This window comes from Gallaecimonas xiamenensis 3-C-1 (genome assembly GCF_000299915.1).
GTDB classification, from domain to species: Bacteria; Pseudomonadota; Gammaproteobacteria; order Enterobacterales; family Gallaecimonadaceae; genus Gallaecimonas; species Gallaecimonas xiamenensis.
Map to the genome: position 1 here is coordinate 151,549 of NZ_AMRI01000004.1, position 22,739 is coordinate 174,287.

The window sequence follows — 22,739 nt, forward strand, 5'->3', positions numbered from 1 at the left end:
CATAATGTCCAAGTTTGATGATGCACAATACCATGACGGAACAGAGCAAACAGGAAGGTCCGGACAAGGACTTTCTGGCCACCTTTGCCAGGGGTCTGGAGGTGATCAAGTCCTTCGATGCCCAAACCCCGGCCATGACCCTCACCGAGGTGGCCAAGAAGAATGATCTGTCCCGGGCCACGGCCCGGCGTTTTATGTTGACGCTGCAAAAACTCGGTTACGTGAGCAGTGACGGCAAGCAGTTCCGGCTTACCGCCAGGGTGCTGGATCTGGGCTACAGCTACCTGTCCACCCTGGACTTTGGTGGCGTTATCACCCGTTACATGGAAGAAGTGACCCACAAGCTGGGGGAGTCTTGCTCGGCTTCGGTGCTGGACGGCCCCAACATCGTCTACATAGCGCGGATCCCGGTCAGGGGGCTGATGCCCATCAACCTGCAGGTGGGGGCCAAATTGCCCGCTTTTGCCACCTCCATGGGTAGGGTGCTGATGGCGGCCATGAGCGACGAGCGGTTGGAAGAATACCTGGCACAGGTGGAGTTCGTGCAGTTGACCCCCTACACCCTGACCACAGTCGATGCCCTTCGCCAGGAAGTGCACAAGGTGCGGACCCAGGGCTATGCCATCAACGACCAGCAGTTGGAATTGGGGCTGCGTTCGGTGGCGGTACCTGTCTATGACCGGCACCGTAACATCCGCTTTGCGCTGAACGTCAGTTCCCATGTGTCGAAGGTGTCCCCTGAGCGGCTGGTGTCGGAGTTTGTGCCCCTGCTGGAAGAGGCCGCCGCCCGGATGACGGCGGCCCTGCCTTAGCCGTAGGCGGCCTGGGTACGTTCGTTAAGGTCACGGAGTATGGCCAGCTCCTCGGCGGTGGGCGCCTGGGTGGTGGCTACGGTGGCGGCAACCTTAAGGGGCCAGCCGGTGGCAGCTACCACCTGCTCGACGCTTACCCCGGGGTGAACGGCGGTCAGGGTCAGCTCCTTGGTGACTGGATCGGGCTCTAGGATACCCAGGTCGGTGATCACCATGGCCGGACCCTTGCCGGGCAGGCCCAGGCGCTCTCGGCTGTCGCCGCCGTCCAAGAAGCCCACTGATGTAATGAAATCGAGCTTTTCCACAAAGGCCCTGGCGTTGTGCTTCAAGGTGATCAGCACCCGGCCGCAGTGGGAGGCGATCTCCGGTGCGCCGCCGGCGCCGGGCAGGCGCACCTTGGGCTTGGCGTAGTCGCCGATCACCGTGGTGTTGATGTTGGCGAAGCGGTCAATCTGGGCGGCGCCCAGGAAACCGGTGCGGATCTTGCCGCCCTGAAGCCAGTAGCGGAACATCTCGGGCACCGAGATCACACTGATGGCGGTGTCGGCCAGCTCGCCGTCGCCGATGGACAGGGGCAGGACATTGGGCTTGGTGTCCAGGGTGCCGCTTTCGTAGATAAGCTTGATCTGCTTGGCATGGCTGAGCCTGGCCATATTGGCCGCCGCGCTCGGCAAACCTATCCCCACAAAACAGACATCATCCTCGGCCAGCATTCGGGCGGCCGCCACCGTCATCATTTCCGAGGCGCTGTAGGCTTGCTCAGACATAATCGGCCTCCTGCAACTTACGCAAGTAATGGGAAAAATCCTGGGTGTCCAGGACAAAGTCCTGCATCCAGGCCTTAAAGCTGTCGTAGTCCCGGGCTATGGCGTCCCACTTGATATAAAAGCGGTTGTTGCGCGGGTAATAGCCGCTGGCATAGGACGGGAAGGCCCCCATGGGTACCACGCAGACGGCGTCAATGACCCAGGCGGGAATGACGGTGCCGCCCTGGCTGTCATCAACCCGGTCCACCACTTCTTCGACGGTGACAATGGCCACCTTGGCCGCCAGCACCGCTTCTTTTTGCACCCCGACGATACCGCTCAGCCAGACGTTGCCTTCCTTGTCGGCCTTCTGGGCATGGATGATGGCTACGTCCGGGTTGATGGCCGGCACCGCCGCCAGGGCCTTGCCGGTAAAGGGGCAGGTCAGGCGTTTGATGTTGGGGTTGATGTCCTCGTAGGAGGTGCCAAGGTAGCCGTCGAACAGGGCCAGGGGCAGGCCGCTGGCACCGGCGACGTAGGCGTTGGCCATGGCGGCGTGGGCATGCTCTTCGATAACCAGCGCCTTGGGCCTTTGGTGCTCGAAGGCGTCGCGAAAGCGGTGCAGGGAGCCGACACCGGGGTTGCCCCCCCAGGAAAAGATCATCTTGTCGACACAGCCCATGCCGATCAGCTGGTCATAGATAAGATCCGGGGTCATGCGGACGACCGTCAGGCCGGTGATGCCCTGGCGGATGATCTCCAGGCCCGCTGCGTAGGGGATAAGGTGGGTAAAACCTTCCAGTGCCACTGTACTGCCGGGCAGGACATGTCGTTGGATGGCGTCCCTCAGGGTCAAATGTTCAGCCATGTAAGCCTCGTTGTTCGACTATCGCACGTATGTTCGATTAGTGGAAATCCTAAGAGGCCCTTCCGGTGGCTGTCAAGGGCGATCAGGACGGAGCAGTGCTGCAAAAAACACCGCCTTGGGGCCGCAGGGCCCGTCCTGGTTGCCGTTGGCGGCAGTTGACGTATTCGTAAAAGGGCGAGCCGTATTAGCCTTTAGTGGTAAGGCGCTTGATCGACCCTGGCTTTCGTGCAAGAGTCTAATCGTCAGCATTTACGAACAAAAGTTCGATAATCGAACTAAATAAGGTGAAAGCTATGAAAAAACGTACTCTGATGGGGGCTCTCTGGGCCGTTGGCGCTGCTGCTGCCTTGTCCTTTACGTCATCTGCCGTTGCCAAGGGTGACTGGCCGCAAGAGAACATTACCCTGGTGGTGCCTTACGCTGCCGGTGGTACCACCGATGTCCTGTCCCGCCGGGTCGCCGACCTGCTGCAAGCGGAGCTGGGCAAACCGGTGATAGTGGAAAACCGCCCCGGTGCCGGCTCTACCGTCGCTACCGCGCAACTGACCCGGGCCCGTGACCCTAACTACCGCATCCTGATGGCCTCCCCTGGCCACTCCATCGGCGCCGCCATCTACCCTGGCCTGCGCTATGACCCGGTCCAGGACTTCCGCTTTATCCGTAACGTCATCAACATCCCCAATGTGATGGTGGTGCCGGCCAATAGCCCTTACAACAGCGTGGCCGAGTTCGTTAAAGCGGCCCGTGAAAAAGACGGCATGGCGTTCAGCTCCTCTGGTGTTGGCAGCTCCATCCACATGTCCGGTGAGCTGTTCAAGAAGATGACCGGTACCAAGATGGTGCACGTGCCTTTCCGTGGCAGTGGTGAGGCCCTGCCGGCCCTGATCTCTGGTGACGTGGACGTGTCCTTCGAGAACCTGCCCACCGTTATGGCCATGATCAAGTCCGGCCAGGTCAAGGCCTTGGCGGTGACCACCGACAAGCCGTCCCCCTTCCTGCCCGGTATCCCCACCCTGGCTGAAGCCGGCAAGGACCTGGGCCTGGCCAACTACCAGACCTCCGCCTGGTTCGGCCTGGTTGCCAACAAGAAGATGTCCGAAGAAGCGGTCGGCAAACTGCAGGGGGCCCTGGACAAGGTCATGGCCAACCAGGCTTTCCTGAACTTCCTGCCCCAGTTGGGTGCTGAGCCTGCCACCGAGAAAGGTGACAACTTCAAGGCCTTCGTTGCCAAAGACGTGCAGAAATGGGCCGACGTTGCCCAGGAAGCCGGGATCCGCAACTAAGAAAAAAGGGGGGCTTGGCCCCCCTTTGACGGGAGCCATGATGGACACTGTATCCATGACTCAAAGCAAACGCCGTAGCCTGAGCCTTAATGGCGATGTGGTTCTCGGCCTCATCTTCCTGGTGGCGGCCCTGGTGTTCCTGGTCAAGCTGGTGCCGGACTTTATCGAGCAGCCGGGCTATATGCAGCATCCACTGCTGTCGCCGCGCTTTTTGCCCAGCGTCATGGGCTGGATAGTGCTGGTGCTGAGCCTGGGACTGGTGCTGGGCGGCCTGCTCAAAGACGCCAAAGCCGTCGCTGGCCAGTACCCTTTACTCAAAGGGGTACCGGCAGCCCAGTACCTCTGCATTCTGGTGGCCTTGGCCCTGTACGGCTTCGGTTTTGAATACCTGGGTGCCCCCCTGACCGGTGCGGCGGCGACAGTGCTGCTCTTTGCCGGCCTCAAGGTGCGTCATCCCCTGCTTTATGTGTTGGCGGTGGTCTTTCCCCTGGCGGTGTGCTGGGTGTTTAACCACGGCCTCAATGTACCCCTGCCACAGGGTGACTGGTGGTGATCCGATGCACGGACGCTTCGGGCCCAAGGGCCTGACCTGAAACCTATAAGAGACGTATCGGATGGAAAACTTCACTGAGGTGCTCAGCCTTTTCCTGAGCGTAGACAACCTGCTGATGATCGCCGTCGGGGTGCTGATCGGCGTCGTTATCGGGGCCATTCCCGGCCTGACCGCCACCATGGCCGTGGCCCTGGCCTTGCCCTTTACCTTTGCTATGGAGCCGGTCACCGCCATCCTGCTGTTGGTGGGGATCTACAAAGGCGGCATGTATGGCGGTTCCATCACTGCCATCCTTATCCGTACCCCAGGCTCACCGGCGTCGGCCTGTACCCTGCTGGACGGTTACCCCCTGGCCCAGCAAGGCCAAGCCAAAAAAGCCCTGCAGATGGCCCTTTATGCCTCCTGCATCGCCGACTTTATCTCCAACCTGTCGCTGATCTTCCTGGCCGGTTACCTGGCCAAAATAGCCCTGAACTTCGGGCCGCCGGAGTACTTCTGGCTGATCTGCTTTAGCCTGACCATCATCATCTCCGTGTCCGGCAACTCGGTACTCAAAGGCCTGATCGCCGCCGCCCTTGGGATCATCATCTCCACCATAGGCCTTGATGCGGTCTACGGCACTCAGCGCCTGACCTTCGACAACTTCGACCTGATGGACAAGGTCAACTTCGTGCCGCTGCTCATTGGCCTCTTTGCCATCCCTGAGATCCTGGATTTCTACCTGACCAAGGCCAAGCCCCATATCCAGTCTGCCGCCAAAGGTGCGGCGGTGACCTGGACCGAGCTTAAAGGCTCCATGAAGTCCATCGTGCGCGGCTCGGTGATCGGTGTCATCATCGGCGCCATCCCCGGCACCGGTGCCACCGCCGCCTCGTTTATTTCCTACTCCGAGGCCCGCCGCACTTCCCGCAACAAGGACAACTTCGGTAAAGGGGAAGTGGAAGGGGTTGCGGCGGCCGAAGCAGGCAACAATGCCGTTGCCGGCGCCACCTTGATCCCGCTCTTGTCCCTGGGTATTCCCGGCGACGTGATCACCGCTATCATCCTCGGCGCCTTCATGCTGCACGGCCTGACCCCGGGCCCGCTGATGTTCCAGGACAACATCAACCTCATCTATGCCTTGTTCTGCGGCATCATGCTGAGTTCCGTGGTGCTCTTTGCCACCGGCAAGGTAGCCATCCGCTACTTCTCCTTGATCGCGGATATTCCCAAGGCGGTGCTGTTCCCCATAGTGCTGATGTTCTGCATCTACGGCGCCTACGCGGTCAACAACAACAGTTTCGATATCACCGTCATGCTGGTGTTTGGCCTGCTGGGTTTTGTGTTCAACCGCACCGGGGTGGCGGCTGCGCCCTTCCTTATCGGTTTTATCCTGGGGCCCATGTTCGAAGACAACCTGCGCCGCACCTTGCTGATCGGCAAGGGCGAGCTGGCCATCTTCGTGCGCAACCCCATCGATTGGTTCTTCATCCTGCTGACGGTGCTGTCCTTGGGCTTTGCCGCCTATCGCTACTGGCAGTCCCTCAAGCAACCCAAAGCCTGATCCCCAACCCAGGCCGCCAAGGCGGCCTGCCTATTCCCGGTAGGACCTTTTATGACTGATGCATATATCTGTGACGGCATTCGCACGCCCATAGGCCGCTTCGGCGGTGCCCTGGCACCGGTACGTCCCGACGATCTGGGCGCCCTGGTGCTCAAAGCCCTGGCCGAGCGCAACCCCGGTCTGCGCCTTGACGCCATCGACGACGTCATCTTCGGCTGTGCCAACCAGGCCGGGGAAGACAACCGCAACGTGGCCCGCATGTCGAGCCTGCTGGCCGGTCTGCCCCAGTCGGTGCCCGGTACCACAGTCAACCGCCTGTGCGGCTCGGGCATGGACGCCATCGGCATGGCTGCCCGCGCCATCAAGAGCGGTGAGCAGCAGCTGGTGCTGGCCGGCGGTGTGGAGTCCATGTCCCGCGCCCCCTTCGTGATGGGTAAGGCGGAGAAGGCTTTTAGCCGCGAGGCCAATGGCCTCTATGACACCACCATCGGCTGGCGCTTTATCAACCCCCTGATGGCCAGCCAATATGGGGTAGATGCCATGCCGGAGACGGCGGAAAACGTGGCCGACGACTACGGGATAAACCGCGCCGACCAGGACGCCTTCGCCCTGGCCTCCCAGCAAAAGGCCGCCCGCGCCCAAGAAGCGGGCGTCTTTGCCGCCGAAATCGTGCCGGTCACAGTGGCCCTTGGCCGGGGTAAAACGGCCCTTGTCAGCCAGGACGAGCACCCCAGGCCCGAAACCAGCCTGGAGATGCTGGCCAAGCTCAAGGCCCCCTTCAAGGCCGACGGCAGCGGCACCGTTACCGCCGGTAACGCCTCTGGGGTCAACGACGGCGCCTGCGCCCTTATTCTTGCCTCCAAGGCCGCCGCCGAGGCCCATGGCCTGGTGCCAAGGGCCAGGGTAGTGGCCATGGCCAGCGCCGGTGTGGCCCCCAGGGTGATGGGCATAGGGCCGGTGCCGGCAGTGCGCAAACTGCTGGCCCAGACCGGCATCAGCCTGGCCGACATCGATGTGATTGAACTTAACGAAGCCTTCGCCGCCCAGGGCCTGGCGGTGCTGCGCGAGCTTGGCCTCAAGGACGACGATCCCAGGGTCAACCCCAACGGCGGTGCCATTGCCCTTGGCCATCCCCTGGGCATGAGCGGGGCGCGCCTGGTGCTGACCGCAACCCAGCAGCTGCACCGCAGCCAGGGCCGTTACGCCCTTTGCACCATGTGTATCGGGGTAGGCCAGGGCATAGCCCTGCTGCTGGAGCGGGTTTGACCTGCCGCCAAGGCTGTGACACAACAACATGGCGCCCAAGGGCGCCTTTTTTCATCCAAGGAGCGCCCATGCTGAACCTGGCCCAAGCCCACTTTCCCCTGGCAAACGACAAGCACCTGGTGGTGCCTCAGTTGTCCCTGGCGCCGGGGCAGTGCCTCTGGGTAGGCGGCGGCAACGGCAGCGGCAAGAGCCTGCTGCTAAGGGCCCTTGCCGGCCAGCTGCCTTGCAGCCAGGGCCAATGCCAGTTACCGGCAAGCACTGCCTTGGTGTCCATGGACGGCCAGCTGGCCCTTTGGGACCAGGCCTTTAAGGACGCCAATACCGACTGGGCCTTTGCAGGGGAAGAGCTGGTGGCCAGCGCCCTGGGGCTGTTGTGCCAGGTTGCCTCTGAGCCAGAGGCCCGCGCCATGGCGCAGATGCTGGGGTTGGGGGCGGTGCTGGACAGTCCCTTTACGGCCCTTTCCAGCGGTGAAGGGCGCAAGCTGCTGCTGGCCAGGGCCTTGTTGCAAAAGCCGGCGCTGTTACTGCTGGACGAGCCTTACGCCGGCCTGGACACCAAGGCCCGCCAGGCCTTGACCGGCCATTTACAACCTTTGTTGGCCGCCGGCCTGGCGCTGGTGCTGGTCAGCAGCCGCCAGGAGGACTGGCCGTTGCCTTGCCAGCAAGGCCATATGGACAGCCTGTGTTGGCAGCCAGGGCCACAACCGGAAGTCTTTGCCCAGGGAGAGCTGCCACCACCGCTGGACGCTCCCAAAGCAGAACCGGCAGGCCCTCTGGTGGTCCTTAATGACCTCTGGGTACGCTTTGGGGACAAGGCGGTGCTGACCGGCCTCAACTGGCAGCTGCAACGGGGCCAGCACTGGCAAATTATCGGCCCCAACGGCGCCGGCAAGTCGACGTTGCTGTCGATTATCACCGGGGAAAATCCTCAGGGTTTTAGCAACCAGGTCTGGCTTTTTGGCCGGCGTCGGGGCAGCGGCGAGACATTGTGGGATATCCGTGCCCAGCAGGGTTTGGTGTCACCGGCCCTCCATGGCGCCTACCGGGTCAACTGCACCGCGCTGGACGTGGTGCTGTCGGGTTTTTTCGACTCCATCGGCCTTTACCAGGCACCGGGGGAGCGGCGCCTGGCGCTGGCCCGCCAGTGGCTGGCCCTGTTGGGGCTGGATGAAGACAGCGCTTTTTTAGGTCTTTCCTACGGGGAACAGCGCTTGCTGCTTATCGCCAGGGCCATGGTCAAGCACCCCAGGCTGTTAATACTGGACGAACCCTACCAAGGGGTGGATAGCGCCCGGCGCCAGCGCCTTAGCCGCTTTCTAAGCCTGTTGATGGCCAAGGGCCGCACCCAGCTGCTGCTGGTCAGCCACCACGGGGAGGATAGCCCAGGAGGGATAAGCCACCGGCTGCATTTCGAGCCCGCCGGTGACGGCTGGCACTACCGCACCGAAGCGCTATGAAAAAGCCGGGCATAAGCCCGGCTTTTTTGATGGGGGAGAACTGCCGGGCAGGGCCCGGCAGGGAAGGGCATTAAACCCTGTCCGGTTCGCCTTTTTTCCAGTCCCACAGGGCAACCAGGGCCAGTACGGCCAGGGCGCTCAAGCGCAGCACCGGGTTCTCGATCAGCATCAGCACGGCGATGACGATCAACAGGATCCGGGTCCAGGGCTTGAGGCGGTTGACCATACGGCCTTCCACACCACAGGCAAAGGCGACGATAAGGCCGATGGTGGCCATGATGGCGACCGCAAACTGGAAGGCAGTTTCGTCTTCACGCCACAGCAGGCCGGAGTAGGCCATCATCAGCGGGATGATGAAGAAGCCAAAGGCCAGTTTGAAGGCCTGTACCGCCGATTTCATCGGCGACGCGCCGGCAATACCGGCACCGGCAAAGGCAGCCAGGGCGATGGGCGGGGTGACGTTGGAGGTCTGGGACAGCCAGAACACGATCAGGTGCGCGGTCAGGACCGGCAGGCCGAATTCGTTCAGGGCCGGTACCGCCATCACCGACAGCACGATGTAGGCGGCAGTGACCGGCAGACCCATACCCAGTACCACGGCGGCCAGGGCGATCAGGATAAAGGCGCCCCACAGGTAACCGCCGGACAGGGCCAGCAGCATCTGGGTAAATTGCAGGCCGATCCCGGTCTGGCCTACTACACCCACCACGATACCGGCGGTGGCACAGGCGGCACTGATGGGCAATATCATCAGGGCGCCGTCACGCAGGCCTTCGAGCAGGGCAGAGAACTTGACCCAGGTTTTACGGCGGCTAAAGGCGGCGACCACTATGGCCAAACAGCCCGCCAAGCCCACCAGCACCGGTGAATAGGCCATCAACAGCAGCACGGTGATCATCACCAGCGGCAGCAGGTAATGCCAGCCTTGCTTGATCACCACGGCCACTTTTTCCACGTTGTCCATACCCTTGAGGCCCAGTTTGCAGGCCATCAGGTGCACGTACAGCAGGGTGCAGAAGAAGTAGAGGATGGCCGGCGCTATGGACACCAGCAGGATCTCGGAGTAAGGCAGACCGGTGAACTGGGCCATGACGAAGGCGCCAGCCCCCATGACCGGCGGCATGATCTGGCCACCGGTGGAGGCGGCCGCTTCGATGCCGGCGGCTTGCTCGGGCTTGTAGCCGAGCTTTTTCATCATGGGGATAGTCAGGGCACCGGTGGTCACGGTGTTGGCGATGGCTGAGCCTGAGATGGAACCAAGGGCCGCCGAGGCCAGTACCGAGGCTTTGGCCGGGCCACCGCGATAGCGGCCGGCAACGGCGAAGGCGCAGTCGATAAAGAACTGGCCTGCGCCTGTTACCTGCAGCAGGGCACCGAACAGCACGAACACGAACACCACGCCGGCCGAGATGGCCAGAGGCGCACCGAAGACACCGTTGGTGGAGAAGATGTGGAAGCGGATGATCTCCTGCAGGTCAAAGCCCTTGGAAGCAAAGCTGTCTGGTAGCACGTTGCCCCACATGGCGTAAACCAGAAACAGAATGGCAATGCCGCTCATCACCCAGCCGACGGTACGGCGAGTGGCTTCCAGCAACAGCACGATCAGCAGCGTGCCTGTGTACAGATCCACGTCTCCCAGGCCGTCCAGCAGGAAGGTCAGGTCGTCGTAGTCGAACTGCGACAGGCGAAAGCCGGCCCAGACACTGAACAGGGCAAATACCAGGTCCAGGAAGCGGCCGAACAGATAAAGGGGTTGGGGGGCGGAGCGGCGGAAGCTGGGTTTAACCATAAACACCAGCACCAGCACCCAGCTCAGGTGGATAGGCAGGAACACCGGGGCGGACAATTCCGCTGCCAGGCCATGCCATATCTGGAAAAAGGTAAGGGCCACAGCAATGGCCCCAATCAAATAGTCGAACCCGCCAAGCTTGACGGGTTCTTTAGCTACATCATGTTGTTGCATGGAGCTTACTTGCCTTTCATTTCATTCATGTAGGCTTGGCTGCTGGGGTGCAAAGGCACGCCTTGCAAACGATCCATGTTCTCAACAGTGGTGTTTTTGGCGTCGGCGATGACGTTCTTGATCTTGTCCATGTTGCCAAAAGCGGTTTTTACCATCTCGCTGGCCAGCTTGGGATCCATGTCTTTCTTCACCACCAGCACGTTCCACACGGCAGGGGCGGTAAAGGCCGGTACCTTGTTGTAGGTGTCGGCAGCGATTTCCATGCCGGCGTAGGCAGGCAGGGCAGCGTGGATCTTGTCCAGATCGTCCTTGCTGAAAGACAGCACGCGGATATCGCGGGTCAGGGCCAGCTCGGTGATGGCGCCCACACCGGCGCTGCCGATGATGACACCGGCGTCGATCTGGCCGTTGGCCAGGGCTTCGGTGGTGGCGGTGTAGTTAAGGCTTTGGGCTTTGAAGTCGCCTTCATTAATACCCAGGGCTTTGAGAATGGCGGTAGAACCGACACGGGTACCAGAACCCGGGGCGCCTACGGACACTTTCTTGCCCTTGAGGTCATGCACAGACTTGATGTCGGAGTCGGCGGGCACCATGAACTGCACCACGTTGGGGTACAGGGCGAACAGCACGGCTACGTCTACGGGACGACGGAACGGCGCTTCACCTTTGATGGCGGCAACGACGGAGTCGCCCATGGCGATACCGGCCAGCTGCTGGCCAGAGGCGACTTTGATGATGTTTTCAACGGAGGCGGCGGTAACTTCGGCGCGCATGTTGAAGCCATCGATGTTCTCACTCCAGACTTTGGCGAGCATGCCGCCGAAGGGATAGTAGGTGCCGCTTTGACTGCCGGTGCCTATGGTGTAGTTGGCTGCGGCGACCGGCAGGGTCACGGCCAGGGACGCAGTCACCAGTGCACGTTTGAACCAGGATGTCATAGTGGATTTCCTTCTTATGTTTTGCGTGTTTGCCAGTTTATGAATATCCGGCATTTTGTCTGTGAGACTTTAGTTTAATGTGCTTTACCCCGTCTACAACGGCGGTTTAGCTTAATGGTCGGTTTTACGCAGTTAACGGTAAAGGAAGAAAGATGATGGTAAGCAGGAGCAGGCGGTCGGTGTTGGCCCTGGGGTTGGCGCTGCTGCTGGGAGGCTGCCTGGACGACGGAGGTCCTAAGGACTTGACCGAACAGGATTTTGAGAAAGCGGCGCTGACGGTGAAGGGCAACCTGACCTACCGTGAACGCATCGCCCTACCCAAGGGGGCCCAGGCCGAAGTGCTGCTCACCGATGCGACCCTCGACAAACCCCTGGCCATGGACAGGGTTGCCGTTGACGGGCAGGTACCTATTCCCTTTCAGCTGAGCATGAGGGCCGAAGACATCCTCAAAGGCCATCAATATGCCTTGAGTGCCCACATTCAGCTGGCCGACGGCACCCTGGTTTTTCACAGTAAGGAAGACAGGCTGATAGACCCCTTCGGCCTGGAAATCGTTACCCTCAGGCTCTACCGCACCGAGCCCTGATCAGGGCACATCATGGCCCCTGGCCGCCACCCACAGCCGGTACCAGTCTTGGTTGGACAATGTTACGCCAAGGGCGGCAACCGCTTCCTTGAGGGCCGCCAGGCGGCCGCTGCCGGTGATGGGGAGCGGCTTGGCGGGGTGGCGTAAGATCCAGGCATAGGCCAGGGAAGCCACCGACACCCCATAGGCCGGGGCCAGCTCTTCCAGTACCTGGCGCACCCGGCAGGCCTGCTCGTCCTGGCCGCTAAAGAGCCGGCCGCCCCCAAGGGGGGACCAGATCATGGGGCGGATACGCTTGGCCTGGCACTGGTCCAGGGTACCGTCGTCCAAGGCCTGGTGGGCCAATACCGACAGCTCCAACTGGTTGGTGGCCAGGGGCAGGCGCTGGTCCAGCAGTTCGAACTGGCTGCTGGTGAAGTTGGACACCCCGAAATGGGCCACCTTGCCCTCGTCACGAAGGGCGCTGAACGTGTCGGCCAGCTCCCCGGCGTCCAGCAGGTAATCGGGCCTGTGGATCAGCAGCAGATCCAGTTTTTCCACCCCCAGCTTTTGCAAAGACGCTTCCACCTGGCCCCTGACATAGGCAGGGGAGGTGTCGTAATGGTTGAGCTGGTAGGGCAGGGAAGGGGAGCAAAGGCGGATGCCGCATTTGCTGATCAGCTGGATCTGATCTTTAAGGTGAGGGGCCGCTTTCAGGGCCTCGCCAAAAAGGGCTTCACAGCGGTAATCGCCGTAGATGTCGGCATGATCGAAGCTGGTTATCCCAAGTTCCAGGGCTTCTTCAATCCAACGTACCCTGTCTTGGACATTGAGGTTCCAGTCGGCCAGGCGCCAAAGACCGGCGATTACCGCCGACAGGCGCGGCCCATTGGGGGCGAGTTCGACATGCATGGGCTGACTCCCTTGGCTTTTGCGCACAGTCTGCCGTGGCTTGCGGGAAAACTCAATTTTCCCCTTAGGGTTGCTGCGGCGATTCTTTTGTCACTGTTCAGTTGTTTGTTTTTTATTCAAATGACGTCTCGGTTGTTTAAATTTTACTTTTATTTAACCTTTCCAACCTGCCCATATCGTTATTTTACCGTTCAACAGGATGAGCGGTTTTTTGTCGCCTTTTTCACTGGAAATGAAAGGGTTTTTCTTGGTACATTCTGCGGCTAACAATTAGAACTCCGGCCCCCTGTAGCGAGCTTTCGTGTTCCTCGAGGCAGTCATTTGAGGTGAGGTTATGATATGAAAAGTAAGTGGTTATCCAGTCTGATTAAAATGCTCTCCGTTGGTGGCGCATTTTTGCTGGCTGGTTGTGAAGACATGGTTCTGATGAACCCCAAAGGGCCCATAGGGGAAGGTGAGAAATCCCTGATCCTGACGGCGACCTGGTTGATGCTGCTGGTGGTTATCCCCGTCATCATCATGACCATCGCCTTTGCCTGGCGCTACCGTGCGTCCAACACCAAGGCTACCTACAAGCCGAAGTGGGACCACTCTACCGCTGTCGAAGCAACCGTTTGGAGTATCCCTCTGGTCATCGTCGCCATCCTGGCGGTACTGACCTGGAAAACCAGCCACGAGCTGGATCCCTACAAAGCCCTCGAATCCGACAAAAAGCCCCTGACTGTTCAAGTCGTCGCTTTGGATTGGAAATGGCTGTTCATCTACCCGGAGCAGAAAATCGCCACCGTTAACGAGTTGGTGATCCCCACCCATACCCCGGTGGAATTCCGCATCACTTCCGGCACCGTGATGAACTCTTTCTTTATTCCGCAACTGGGTGGCCAGATTTACGCCATGGCCGGTATGTCAACCAAGTTGCACCTGCAAGCCGACGAAGCCGGCACTTATGATGGCATCTCTGCCAACTACAGTGGCGCTGGTTTCTCCGACATGAAGTTCCAGGCCGTTGCCAAAGCCTCTGACGAGGATTTCAACGCATGGGTTGCCGAGGTTAAAGCCGGTAACAATGCCCTGGACGACACGGCTTACCAGGCGCTGCTGAAGCCGACCGAAAAACACCCCGTGGAATACTTCGCTGCTGTTAAGCCGCAGATGTATGAGCAGATCGTGCGTAGCTTCATGCACGGCGGCCACAAGGCCGACGAGCACCATGAAGGCATGCACGAGATGGCCGAAGAAATGGGCGCTGAGGAATAACGATGTTTGGAAAACTCTCCTGGGAAGCAGTCCCGTACCATGAACCCATTATCATGGTTACGCTTGGTGTGATTGCTGTTCTCGGCCTGGCCCTGGTGGCTGCGCTGACCTACTTCAAGAAATGGGGCTACCTCTGGAAAGAGTGGCTCACCACCGTAGACCACAAGAAAATCGGGGTGATGTACATCATCGTTGCCCTGGTCATGCTGTTGCGCGGCTTTGCCGACGCCATCATGATGCGTACCCAGCTGGCCGTGGCCAGTGGCGGCAACGAAGGCTTCCTGCCTCCGGAACACTACGACCAAATCTTTACCGCTCACGGCGTCATCATGATCATCTTCATGGCCATGCCGTTCATGACCGGTCTGATGAACATCGTAGTACCGCTGCAAATCGGTGCCCGTGACGTGGCCTTCCCCTTCCTCAACAGCGTCTCTTTCTGGCTGTTCGTGGTGGGTGTGGCCCTGGTCAACATCTCCCTGGGTGTAGGTGAATTCGCCACCACAGGTTGGGTAGCCTACCCGCCGCTGTCCGGTAAGGAGTTCAGCCCCGGGGTCGGTGTCGACTACTACATCTGGGCGTTGCAGATCTCCGGTATAGGTACAACCCTGACCGGCGTGAACTTCTTCGCTACCATCCTCAAGCTGCGTGCCCCCGGCATGAAGCTGATGCAGATGCCGATCTTCACCTGGACCATCCTTTGTACCAGCGTCATCATCATGGCGGCCTTCCCCATGCTGACCGTGGCTCTGGCTATGCTGTCTCTTGACCGCTACCTGGATTTCCACTTCTTCACCAACGCCTTGGGCGGTAGCCCGATGCTGTACGTGAACCTGATCTGGGCCTGGGGTCACCCCGAGGTGTACATCCTCATTCTGCCTGCCTTCGGTATCTTCTCCGAAGTCATCTCCACCTTCAGCACCAAGCGTCTGTTCGGCTATAAATCCATGGTTTATGCCACCGTCGCCATCACCGTGCTGTCCTTCGTGGTTTGGCTGCACCACTTCTTCACCATGGGTGCCGGTGCCAACGTCAATGCCTTCTTCGGCATTGCGACCATGATCATCGCTATCCCCACCGGTTTGAAGATCTTCAACTGGTTGTTCACCATGTACCGTGGCCGTGTGCAGTTCACTGCCCCTGTCATGTGGACCCTGGGCTTCATCATCACCTTCTCCATCGGTGGTATGACCGGCGTGCTGCTGGCTGTGCCCGGCGCAGACTTCCTGCTCCACAACAGCCTGTTCCTGATCGCCCACTTCCACAACGTCATCATCGGCGGCGTGGTGTTCGGTTACCTGGCAGGCCTGACCTTCTGGTTCCCGAAAGCCTTCGGTTTCAAACTGAACGACAAACTGGGTCACGCCTCCTTCTGGTGCTGGTTCGTCGGTTTCTACCTGGCCTTTATCCCGCTGTACGTGCTGGGCTTCATGGGTATGACCCGTCGCCTGAACCACTATGACAACCCGGCTTGGACTCCTTGGCTGATCGTTGCCGCCATCGGCGCCTTCGTTATCGCCTTGGGTATCGCCTTCCAGGTTATCCAGTTGATCGTCAGCTATCGCCAGCGTCATGAAAACCGTGACCTGACCGGTGACCCCTGGAACGGTCGCACCCTGGAATGGTCCATTCCGTCTCCGCCTGCTTTCTATAACTTTGCCCATACCCCTGTCGTTCACGAGCTGGATGCCTGGTGGGATGAGAAAGAGAAGGGCACCGCGTACGCCAAACCGGCTTCCTACGAGCCTATCCACATGCCGAAGAACACCTCTGCCGGTGTCTACATTGGCCTGTTCAGCCTGATCGGCGGCTTCGCCCTGGTCTGGCACATCTGGTGGATGGTTATCCTGGGTGTCGTTGGTGTCCTCGGTACCATGATCGTGCGCTCCTTCGTTAAAGACGTGGACTACTACGTCCAGGTTGACGAAATCGAGCAGATTGAAAGCGCCCATCAAGCAAAGCAAGCAGCAGTACAGGTATAAGCCATGTCAAACATGTCGAGTGAAGTACTCAACGTCGATGCCCATGACCATGGGCATCACGATGCAGGAGCCCTGAAGGTTTTCGGCTTCTGGATCTACATCATGACCGACCTGGTGTTGTTCGCAACCTTGTTTGCGTCCTACGCCGTGCTCTACAACCACACCGCCGGTGGCCCCAGCGGCAAGGATATTTTCGAGCTGGACTTCGTCCTGGTTGAAACCTTCCTGCTGCTGCTGAGCTCCTTTACCAGCGGTCTGTCCATGCTGGCCATGCACGCCGGCAACAAGGCCAAGACCATTGGCTGGCTGGTAGTCACCGGCCTGCTGGGCGCCGGCTTTATCGGTATGGAAGTCTATGAGTTCCATCACCTGATCGCCCACGGCATGGGTCCGGATCGCAGCGCTTTCCTGTCTGCCTTCTTTACCCTGGTCGGTACCCACGGTCTGCACGTGACCTGCGGCCTGATCTGGATGAGCGTAATGATCTTCCAGGTTGCCCGTCACGGCCTGACTGACGTCAACCAGACCCGTCTGAGCTGCCTGAGCTTGTTCTGGCACTTCCTGGACATCGTCTGGATCTGTGTATTCACCTTCGTTTACCTGTTGGGGGCCATGTAATGAGCAGTCATTCTCATAACGCCGCCGGCGCCAGCCACGGTACCTTCAAGTCCTACCTGGCCGGCTTCATCCTGTCTATTATCCTGACAGTGATCCCCTTCGCCCTGGTGATGGAGCCTTCCCTGGCTTCTCCGGTGGTGGTGGTATCGGTTCTGGTGATCATGGCCTTTGCACAGGTGATGGTGCAGCTGGTTTACTTCCTGCACATGAACACCTCGTCCGAGCAACAGTGGAACAACGTGGCACTGGTCTTCACCGTGCTGATCGTTGGTATCCTGATTGCCGGCACCGCCTGGATCATGTGGTACCTCTACGGTCTTACCCACGTGATGTAAGGCGCATTGCGCCAACTCAGGGGCAGCGCGAGCTGCCCCTTCTCTCACTCAAGTCAGCAGTATTCGATGATTAAGAAGTTCATAGACATCACCAAGCCAGGGATCATCTTCGGCAACCTGATTTCCGTTGCCGGCGGTTTCTTCCTGGCCGCCAAGGGCAGCTTTGAATGGCTGACCCTGGTAAGCACCCTGCTGGGGGTTTCCTTGGTGGTGGCCTGTGGTTGCGTGCTTAACAACTGTATCGACAGGGACATCGACAAGAAGATGGAAAGGACCCGTAACAGGGTACTGGCCCAGGGCGAATTGTCCCTTGGCGTTGCCCTGGCGTACGGTATTGTGCTTGGCGTGCTGGGTACCGGTTTGCTTTATGCCACCACCAACCTGTTGGCGGTGATGATAGTGCTGGCCGGCCTGGTGATTTACGTGGGCTTTTACAGCCTGCTGCTCAAGCGCAACTCGGTGCACGGTACCCTTATCGGCAGTTTCTCCGGTGCAGCGCCGCCCCTGGTGGGCTACTGCGCCGTGAGCAACGAGCTGGATCTGGGGGCCGTCATCCTCTTCTTGATCTTCAGTCTCTGGCAGATGCCGCATTCCTACGCCATCGCCATTTTCCGCCTCAAGGACTACTCGGCCGCCTCCATTTGTGTGCTGCCGGTAGCCAAGGGCGTGGGTGTCACCAAAAAGCATATCGTGGCCTATATCGTGGCTTTCGTGCTGGCCAGCCTGTTGCTGACCATCACCGGCTACACCGGCTACGCCTACTTTGTGGTGGCCCTGGGCCTGGGCACCTATTGGCTGCATTTGGCCATCAAAGGCTACAAGACCAAGGACGACACCACCTGGGCGAGAAAGCTGTTCGGCTTTTCCATCCTGACGGTGACCTTGCTGAGCCTGATGATGTCCATCGATGTGGCGGTAGCGAACTAAGGCTATCGAGAGAAAAAAGGCGCCCCTTGGGGCGCCTTTTTTATTGGCCGAGCAGATGGTGGCGCAGGGCCGGCCAGTGGGCGTCGATGTCCTTGGACAGGTTGGGCTTGTCCATGGCCTGAGCCAGTGCCGGGGGCAGGGGTAAGTCCATGCCCAATATGGCGCTGACGCTGTCGGCGAACTTGGCCGGGTGGGCGGTGCAGAGGAAGGCGCCCCTTTCCCCCGGAGCCAGGTTGTCCAGCAGTGCCTTGAAGGCCACGGCGCAGTGGGGTTCACCCAGGTAGTCGAGGATCTGCAGGGCCTGGATGGCGGCCTTGGTGTCTGCTTCGCTGACGGCGGCGGCGGCCAGCTGCCAGCCTTGGCTTTTCAGCAGGTGCTCGACCCTGGGCCAGTTGTTGGGCTTGGATACGTCCATGGCGTTGGACAGGGTGGCGACGGTGTAATGGGGTTGCCATTGGCCGCTTTGTAGGTAGCGGGGCACGGTGTCGTTGCTGTTGGTGGCAGCCACAAAGCGCTTGATGGGGGCGCCCATGGTCTTGGCCATCAGGCCGGCGGTGATGTCGCCGAAGTTGCCGCTGGGTACGCTTACCACCAGATCCGGCTGGGCCAGGGCCAGGTCCCAGTAATAAAGCACCTGGGCCAGCAGGCGGCTGATGTTGATGGAGTTGGCCGAGTTCAGGCCGCAGCGCTCTTTCACCTCCTGGTCGTCAAAGGCCGCTTTGACCAGGGCCTGGCAGTCGTCAAAGCTGCCGTTGACCGCCAGGGTCTCGATGTTGCCACCCAGGGTGCAAAAGAGCTGCTCCTGGGGCCGGCTTATCTTGCCCTTGGGGTAGAGCACCACCACCCGCACCCCAGGCAGGTTGTGAAAGGCATGGGCTACGGCGGCGCCGGTGTCCCCTGAGGTGGCGGTCAGGATGGTGATGGCCTGGTCCTGGCCCAGCTGGGACAGACACTGGGCCATAAAGCGGGCGCCAAAGTCCTTGAACGCCAGGGTAGGCCCATGGAAAAGCTCCAGGGCGAAATGGGGGCCTACCGGCACCAGGGGCGCCTCGAAGGGGAAGGCGGCGGCGATCATCGCCGCCAGGGTGTCGTCCGAGTAGGTGCCCTTCAAGAAGGGGCTCAGTATAGCCTGGTAACGCTGGTGGCGGGGCAGGGCGCCGAGCACGGCAGCGTCGAGGCGGGGCAAGCTGTCCGGGAAAAACAGGCCCTGCTCCTGGCCCAGGCCCTGGGTCAGGGCCTGGCTGAAACTGACCCGCTCCTGGGGCACCTTGAGGTTGTAAAAATCCATCATCACTCCAAAAAAGCGGCGCCGTCGTTGTCGACGCGGCACAAGTGGGCAAAGCCCTGTTGCGGGGAAACCCAAAGTTGGGCTTGGTCCAGGGCTTGGCGGGCCTTGGCCATGTCGTCAAAAACGGCAAAGAGGGTGGGGCCGGAGCCGGACAGGCCGGCGGCCAGGGCGCCCCCGGCTAGCAACCGGTCCTTTAGCTCGCTAAATCCCGGCACCAGGGGCGCCCGGTGGGGTTCTACCAGGGGGTCGAGCATCAAAGAGGCGGCTAAGGGGCCTTGCTGGCGATGCAGGGCGTCCACAAAGCGGCCAAGGCGAGCGGCCTGGGCCACGGCGTCCGCCAAGGGAATGGCCTTGGGCAGAAGCGCCCGCATGGCCTTGGTTTCCAGGCGAATGCCGGGATAGGCCAGGAGCCAAACCCAATCTTCTGGTACCGGCAGCTTGGCATCGTGAAGGCAAAGTCCGCCCAGCAGGCAAGGCAGCAGGTTGTCCCAGTGCACGCCACCAGACAGTTCCCCCTCCAGCTCCGCCATCAGCGCCCGTTCTGCTTCCGTGTCCAGGGGCTTGTCGAAGTAGCCGTTGATGGCCACGACGGCGGCCACCACACTGGCAGCGGACGAACCCAGGCCGGAGCCCACCGGCATGCCCTTTTCAAGGTGCATGGCCAGAGGCTGCTGGATCCCGGTCAGCTCGCGAAAGCGCCACAGGGCCTTTTCGACGATGTTGGTGCCTTTGAGTTCATGGGCATAGGGCCCGGTGACGGTGAGGCTGTCCTGCTCGGCGCTGGCCACCGCCAAGGTATCGCCCAGGGGGCTGCCGTCCAGGGGGCGAAGGGCCACCCCCAGGGTATCGAAACCGACGTTGAGGTTGGCCGAGGTGGCCGGTGCATAAACCCGCATCGTCATACCTCCCGCATCCAGTTGAGGGTACGCAGTATGTCGGCGAAGATACCTGCGGCGGTAACGTCGGCGCCGGCTCCATAGCCTCGCAGCAGCAGCGGCACCGGGCTGTAGTAGCGGGTCAAAAAGGCCAGGGCATTCTCGCCGTCCCGTACCCGGTGCAGAGGGTGGGCGGCGTCCACGGCCTGGATGCCGACCTTGCCTTGGCCCTGGCTTATCTGGCCTACGTAGCGCAGTACCTTGCCCTGGGCCTTGGCGTCTGCCACCAGGGCGGCAAAATGGCTGTCCAGTTCCCCCAGGCGGGCCAGGAACTGCTCCTTATCGAGTTGTTCGAACTCATCAGGCAGCAGGCCCTCCAGGGCGATGTCCGCCAGTTCCAGCTCAAGCCCCGCCTCCCGGGCCAGGATAAGCACCTTGCGGGCCACGTCCATACCGGACAGGTCGTCCCTGGGGTCGGGCTCGGTAAAGCCCTTGTCCATGGCTTCCAGTACCGCTTCGGAGAAGGCGGCGCCGTCTTCCAGGCGTCCTAGCAGGAAGGACAGGGAGCCGGACAGTATCCCCGAGAAGCTTTGCAGTTCGTCGCCGGCATGAAGCAGGTTTTGCAGGTTTTCGATAACCGGCAGGCCGGCCCCCACTGTGGTGTCGTAGAGGTAGCGGCGGCGATGCTGCTTGGCGGTTTTCTTCAGGGCCTGGTACTGGGCCAGGGGGCCGGCGTTGCCCTTTTTATTGGGGGTCACCACATGGAAACCGGCTTTAAGGAAGTCCTGGTAGTTAAGGGGCAGGTCGCTAGATGCCGAGCAGTCCACCAGCACCGGGTTTAAAAGCTCCTGGCCAAGGGCCTTGAGTTTGTCCAGATCCAAGGGCTGGCCATCTTGGGCCAATTGGTCTTGCCAGTGGGCCAGGGTCAGGCCCTTGGCATCCACCAGCATCTGCTGGCTGTTGGACAGCGCCACCACTTTGGCGTTGATGCCCTGTTTGGCCAGCCAATGGCTTTGGGCATCCAGCTGGCGCAGCAGTTCGCTGCCGACATTGCCGCTGCCCAGCAGCACCAGCTCCAGGGGCATGGACGAATCGAAAAAGGCCTGGTGCACCATCTTCAGGCCCCGGCCGGCGCAATCGCCGGGGATCACCGCCGAGATGGCCCGCTCGCTGGAGCCCTGGGCTATGGCCACCACATTGATATTGGCCCGGCCCAGCTGGGTAAAGCAGCGGCCGGCCACCCCCTTGGCTTGGCACATGTTGTCGCCGATCAGGGTAAGGATCGCCAGGTCCCGCTGCACCAGCACCGGCTCGAGCATGCCCGAGGCCAGCTCCAGGGCAAAGGCCTCTTCGATATGGTTGACCGCCCGCCGTTCGTCGGCGGCGCTCAGGCAAAAGCTGATGCTGTACTCGCTGGAGGACTGGGTGATCAGCAGCACCGATACCCCGGCCTGGCTGACGGCGGCAAAGATACGGCTGGCCATGCCTACCATGCCCTTAAGGCCGGGGCCACTCACCGACACCATTACCACTTCATTGAGGCTGGACAGGGCCTTGACCGGCTTGTCTGACGCCTCGGCGTTGCTGTCGATGCGGGTGCCGGGCAGGGCCGGGTCCAGGCTGGAGCGGATCCAGGTGGGGATCTGAAAACGGCCCACCGGCCCCAGGGTCTTGGGGTGCAGCACCTTGGCACCGAAGTGGGACAGCTCCAGGGCCTCGGCAAAGGACAGTTGGCGCAGCTTTTGGGCCTCAGGCACCAAGCGGGGGTCGCACTGGTAGACCCCGTCCACGTCGGTCCAGATGATCAGCTCGTCTGCCCCCAGGCAGGCGGCCAGCACGGCAGCGGAGTAGTCCGAGCCATTGCGGCCCAGCAGGCATTGGCCACCGTCCCGGTGGCCGGCATAGAAACCGGCCATGATGGCAAGATTGGGCTTTTTCTCCCTGAGGCCCCGGCATTTGTTGCGCGAGGCATCCAGGTCCACCAGGGCGTCCAGGCGCTGGCCGTAGCCGAGGAAGAGGCCGGCAGGGTCCAATTGCAGCGGCTGGTATTGGCTCAACAGATGGCAAAGTACCAGTACCGATAGCCGCTCACCGGCGCTGGCGATGGCTACCCTGGTGCCTTCCGGGCAACTGCCCAGCAGGGCGATACCCTGGCACCAGGCTTCCAACTGCTTGGTCCACTGGGCCAGGGGTTCGGCCAGGGCCGGGTAGGCCTGCACCCAGGGTTGGGTCAGGGTCAGGATATCGGTGGCCTGGGTGTCGTCGCACAGGGCGACCAGTTTGTTGGTAACCCCGGCCGGGGCCGACAGCACTACCGCCACCTCGCCCTGGGCCAGGGCTTGCCTGACCTGCTCGGCAACGGCTTCGAAACGCTGTGGGTCCGCCAGGGAACTGCCACCGAATTTCATGACCTGCATTTTCTTTTCTCCAGATAAACAAAAAGCCCGCCTTGGGGGGCGGGCTTTTCTGCGTGTGGTGATGATTTGTTCAGCTCACCATAAGCGCCCGCCAGTTCCACCAGGTGGTGGTACCGGTAATAGTGCGGGTGGT

20 protein-coding genes are annotated in these 22,739 nt (G+C 60.8%); 12 read left to right on the forward strand and 8 right to left on the reverse strand.

Annotated elements, in window-relative coordinates; translation table 11 throughout:
- The first annotated feature begins 32 nt into the window (after positions 1–32).
- Positions 33–812 (forward strand): IclR family transcriptional regulator domain-containing protein, encoded by a 780-nt coding sequence (locus B3C1_RS04110; protein WP_035481112.1) that lies wholly within the window; start codon positions 33–35, stop codon positions 810–812.
- On the opposite strand, the gene B3C1_RS04115 is transcribed toward B3C1_RS04110, so the two are convergent.
- Positions 809–1,579 carry a CoA-transferase subunit beta gene (locus B3C1_RS04115; protein WP_008483110.1) on the reverse strand — a complete coding sequence of 257 codons (771 nt, stop codon included), beginning with the start codon at positions 1,577–1,579 and terminating at the stop codon, positions 809–811. The two genes, B3C1_RS04110 and B3C1_RS04115, sit on opposite strands and share 4 nt — an antisense overlap.
- Positions 1,572–2,426 (reverse strand): CoA transferase subunit A, encoded by an 855-nt coding sequence (locus B3C1_RS04120; protein ID WP_008483111.1) that lies wholly within the window; start codon positions 2,424–2,426, stop codon positions 1,572–1,574. Before B3C1_RS04120 ends, B3C1_RS04115 begins: the two co-directional genes overlap by 8 nt.
- A 293-nt stretch (positions 2,427–2,719) precedes the next feature.
- On the opposite strand from B3C1_RS04120, the gene B3C1_RS04125 reads away from it, so the two are divergent.
- The 5 genes from B3C1_RS04125 to B3C1_RS04145 all read left to right on the forward strand — a co-directional run bounded on the left by B3C1_RS04125 (position 2,720) and on the right by B3C1_RS04145 (position 8,528).
- Positions 2,720–3,709, forward strand: coding sequence for a Bug family tripartite tricarboxylate transporter substrate binding protein (locus B3C1_RS04125; protein WP_008483115.1), 990 nt, complete (start codon positions 2,720–2,722; stop codon positions 3,707–3,709).
- 55 nt (positions 3,710–3,764) lie between these two features.
- Positions 3,765–4,262 carry a tripartite tricarboxylate transporter TctB family protein gene (locus B3C1_RS04130; protein WP_008483117.1) on the forward strand — a complete coding sequence of 166 codons (498 nt, stop codon included), beginning with the start codon at positions 3,765–3,767 and terminating at the stop codon, positions 4,260–4,262.
- A gap of 61 nt (positions 4,263–4,323) precedes the next feature.
- Positions 4,324–5,805: a tripartite tricarboxylate transporter permease gene (locus B3C1_RS04135; RefSeq protein WP_008483119.1), complete on the forward strand. Its 1,482-nt coding sequence runs from the start codon at positions 4,324–4,326 to the stop codon at positions 5,803–5,805.
- A 51-nt stretch (positions 5,806–5,856) separates the two neighbouring features.
- Positions 5,857–7,071 carry a 3-oxoadipyl-CoA thiolase gene (pcaF, locus tag B3C1_RS04140; RefSeq protein ID WP_008483120.1) on the forward strand — a complete coding sequence of 405 codons (1,215 nt, stop codon included), beginning with the start codon at positions 5,857–5,859 and terminating at the stop codon, positions 7,069–7,071.
- Positions 7,072–7,139: 68 nt separating this feature from the next.
- Positions 7,140–8,528, forward strand: coding sequence for an ATP-binding cassette domain-containing protein (locus B3C1_RS04145; RefSeq protein ID WP_008483121.1), 1,389 nt, complete (start codon positions 7,140–7,142; stop codon positions 8,526–8,528).
- Positions 8,529–8,598: 70 nt separating this feature from the next.
- Here B3C1_RS04145 and B3C1_RS04150 read toward each other — a convergent pair whose 3' ends face one another.
- Both B3C1_RS04150 and B3C1_RS04155 read right to left on the reverse strand, forming a co-directional pair.
- The gene (locus B3C1_RS04150) at positions 8,599–10,491 is read right to left on the reverse strand and encodes a TRAP transporter permease (RefSeq protein ID WP_008483122.1); all 1,893 of its coding nucleotides are present in this window, start codon (positions 10,489–10,491) and stop codon (positions 8,599–8,601) included.
- Between the two features lie 5 nt (positions 10,492–10,496).
- Entirely contained in the window at positions 10,497–11,429 is a 933-nt protein-coding gene (locus B3C1_RS04155) for a TAXI family TRAP transporter solute-binding subunit (RefSeq protein WP_008483123.1), read from the reverse strand.
- 152 nt (positions 11,430–11,581) lie between these two features.
- On the opposite strand from B3C1_RS04155, the gene B3C1_RS19270 reads away from it, so the two are divergent.
- Entirely contained in the window at positions 11,582–12,016 is a 435-nt protein-coding gene (locus B3C1_RS19270; RefSeq protein ID WP_008483124.1) for a YbaY family lipoprotein, read from the forward strand.
- Here B3C1_RS19270 and B3C1_RS04165 read toward each other — a convergent pair whose 3' ends face one another.
- Entirely contained in the window at positions 12,017–12,907 is an 891-nt protein-coding gene (locus B3C1_RS04165; RefSeq protein ID WP_008483125.1) for an aldo/keto reductase, read from the reverse strand.
- 339 nt (positions 12,908–13,246) lie between these two features.
- On the opposite strand from B3C1_RS04165, the gene cyoA reads away from it, so the two are divergent.
- From cyoA to cyoE, 5 genes are all read left to right on the forward strand, one after another.
- Positions 13,247–14,164 (forward strand): ubiquinol oxidase subunit II, encoded by a 918-nt coding sequence (cyoA, locus tag B3C1_RS04170; RefSeq protein ID WP_008483126.1) that lies wholly within the window; start codon positions 13,247–13,249, stop codon positions 14,162–14,164.
- Positions 14,165–14,166: 2 nt separating this feature from the next.
- Positions 14,167–16,146 (forward strand): cytochrome o ubiquinol oxidase subunit I, encoded by a 1,980-nt coding sequence (gene cyoB, locus B3C1_RS04175; RefSeq protein WP_008483127.1) that lies wholly within the window; start codon positions 14,167–14,169, stop codon positions 16,144–16,146.
- Positions 16,147–16,149: 3 nt separating this feature from the next.
- Complete coding sequence (locus B3C1_RS04180; protein WP_419177192.1) at positions 16,150–16,764, forward strand: cytochrome o ubiquinol oxidase subunit III; 615 nt, start codon at positions 16,150–16,152, stop codon at positions 16,762–16,764.
- Positions 16,764–17,099 carry a cytochrome o ubiquinol oxidase subunit IV gene (cyoD, locus tag B3C1_RS04185; protein ID WP_008483129.1) on the forward strand — a complete coding sequence of 112 codons (336 nt, stop codon included), beginning with the start codon at positions 16,764–16,766 and terminating at the stop codon, positions 17,097–17,099. Before B3C1_RS04180 ends, cyoD begins: the two co-directional genes overlap by 1 nt.
- Positions 17,100–17,165: 66 nt before the next feature.
- Positions 17,166–18,026 carry a heme o synthase gene (gene cyoE / locus B3C1_RS04190; RefSeq protein ID WP_008483130.1) on the forward strand — a complete coding sequence of 287 codons (861 nt, stop codon included), beginning with the start codon at positions 17,166–17,168 and terminating at the stop codon, positions 18,024–18,026.
- A gap of 40 nt (positions 18,027–18,066) precedes the next feature.
- On the opposite strand, the gene thrC is transcribed toward cyoE, so the two are convergent.
- From thrC to thrA, 3 genes are read right to left on the reverse strand one after another with little or no spacing between them, the layout of a single operon-like run.
- The gene (thrC, locus tag B3C1_RS04195; protein WP_035481054.1) at positions 18,067–19,314 is read right to left on the reverse strand and encodes a threonine synthase; all 1,248 of its coding nucleotides are present in this window, start codon (positions 19,312–19,314) and stop codon (positions 18,067–18,069) included.
- 2 nt (positions 19,315–19,316) lie between these two features.
- Positions 19,317–20,216 (reverse strand): homoserine kinase, encoded by a 900-nt coding sequence (gene thrB, locus B3C1_RS04200; RefSeq protein WP_083858256.1) that lies wholly within the window; start codon positions 20,214–20,216, stop codon positions 19,317–19,319.
- The gene (gene thrA, locus B3C1_RS04205) at positions 20,213–22,606 is read right to left on the reverse strand and encodes a bifunctional aspartate kinase/homoserine dehydrogenase I (RefSeq protein ID WP_035481057.1); all 2,394 of its coding nucleotides are present in this window, start codon (positions 22,604–22,606) and stop codon (positions 20,213–20,215) included. The genes thrB and thrA overlap by 4 nt, the downstream gene beginning before the upstream one ends.
- Positions 22,607–22,739 lie beyond the last annotated feature (133 nt).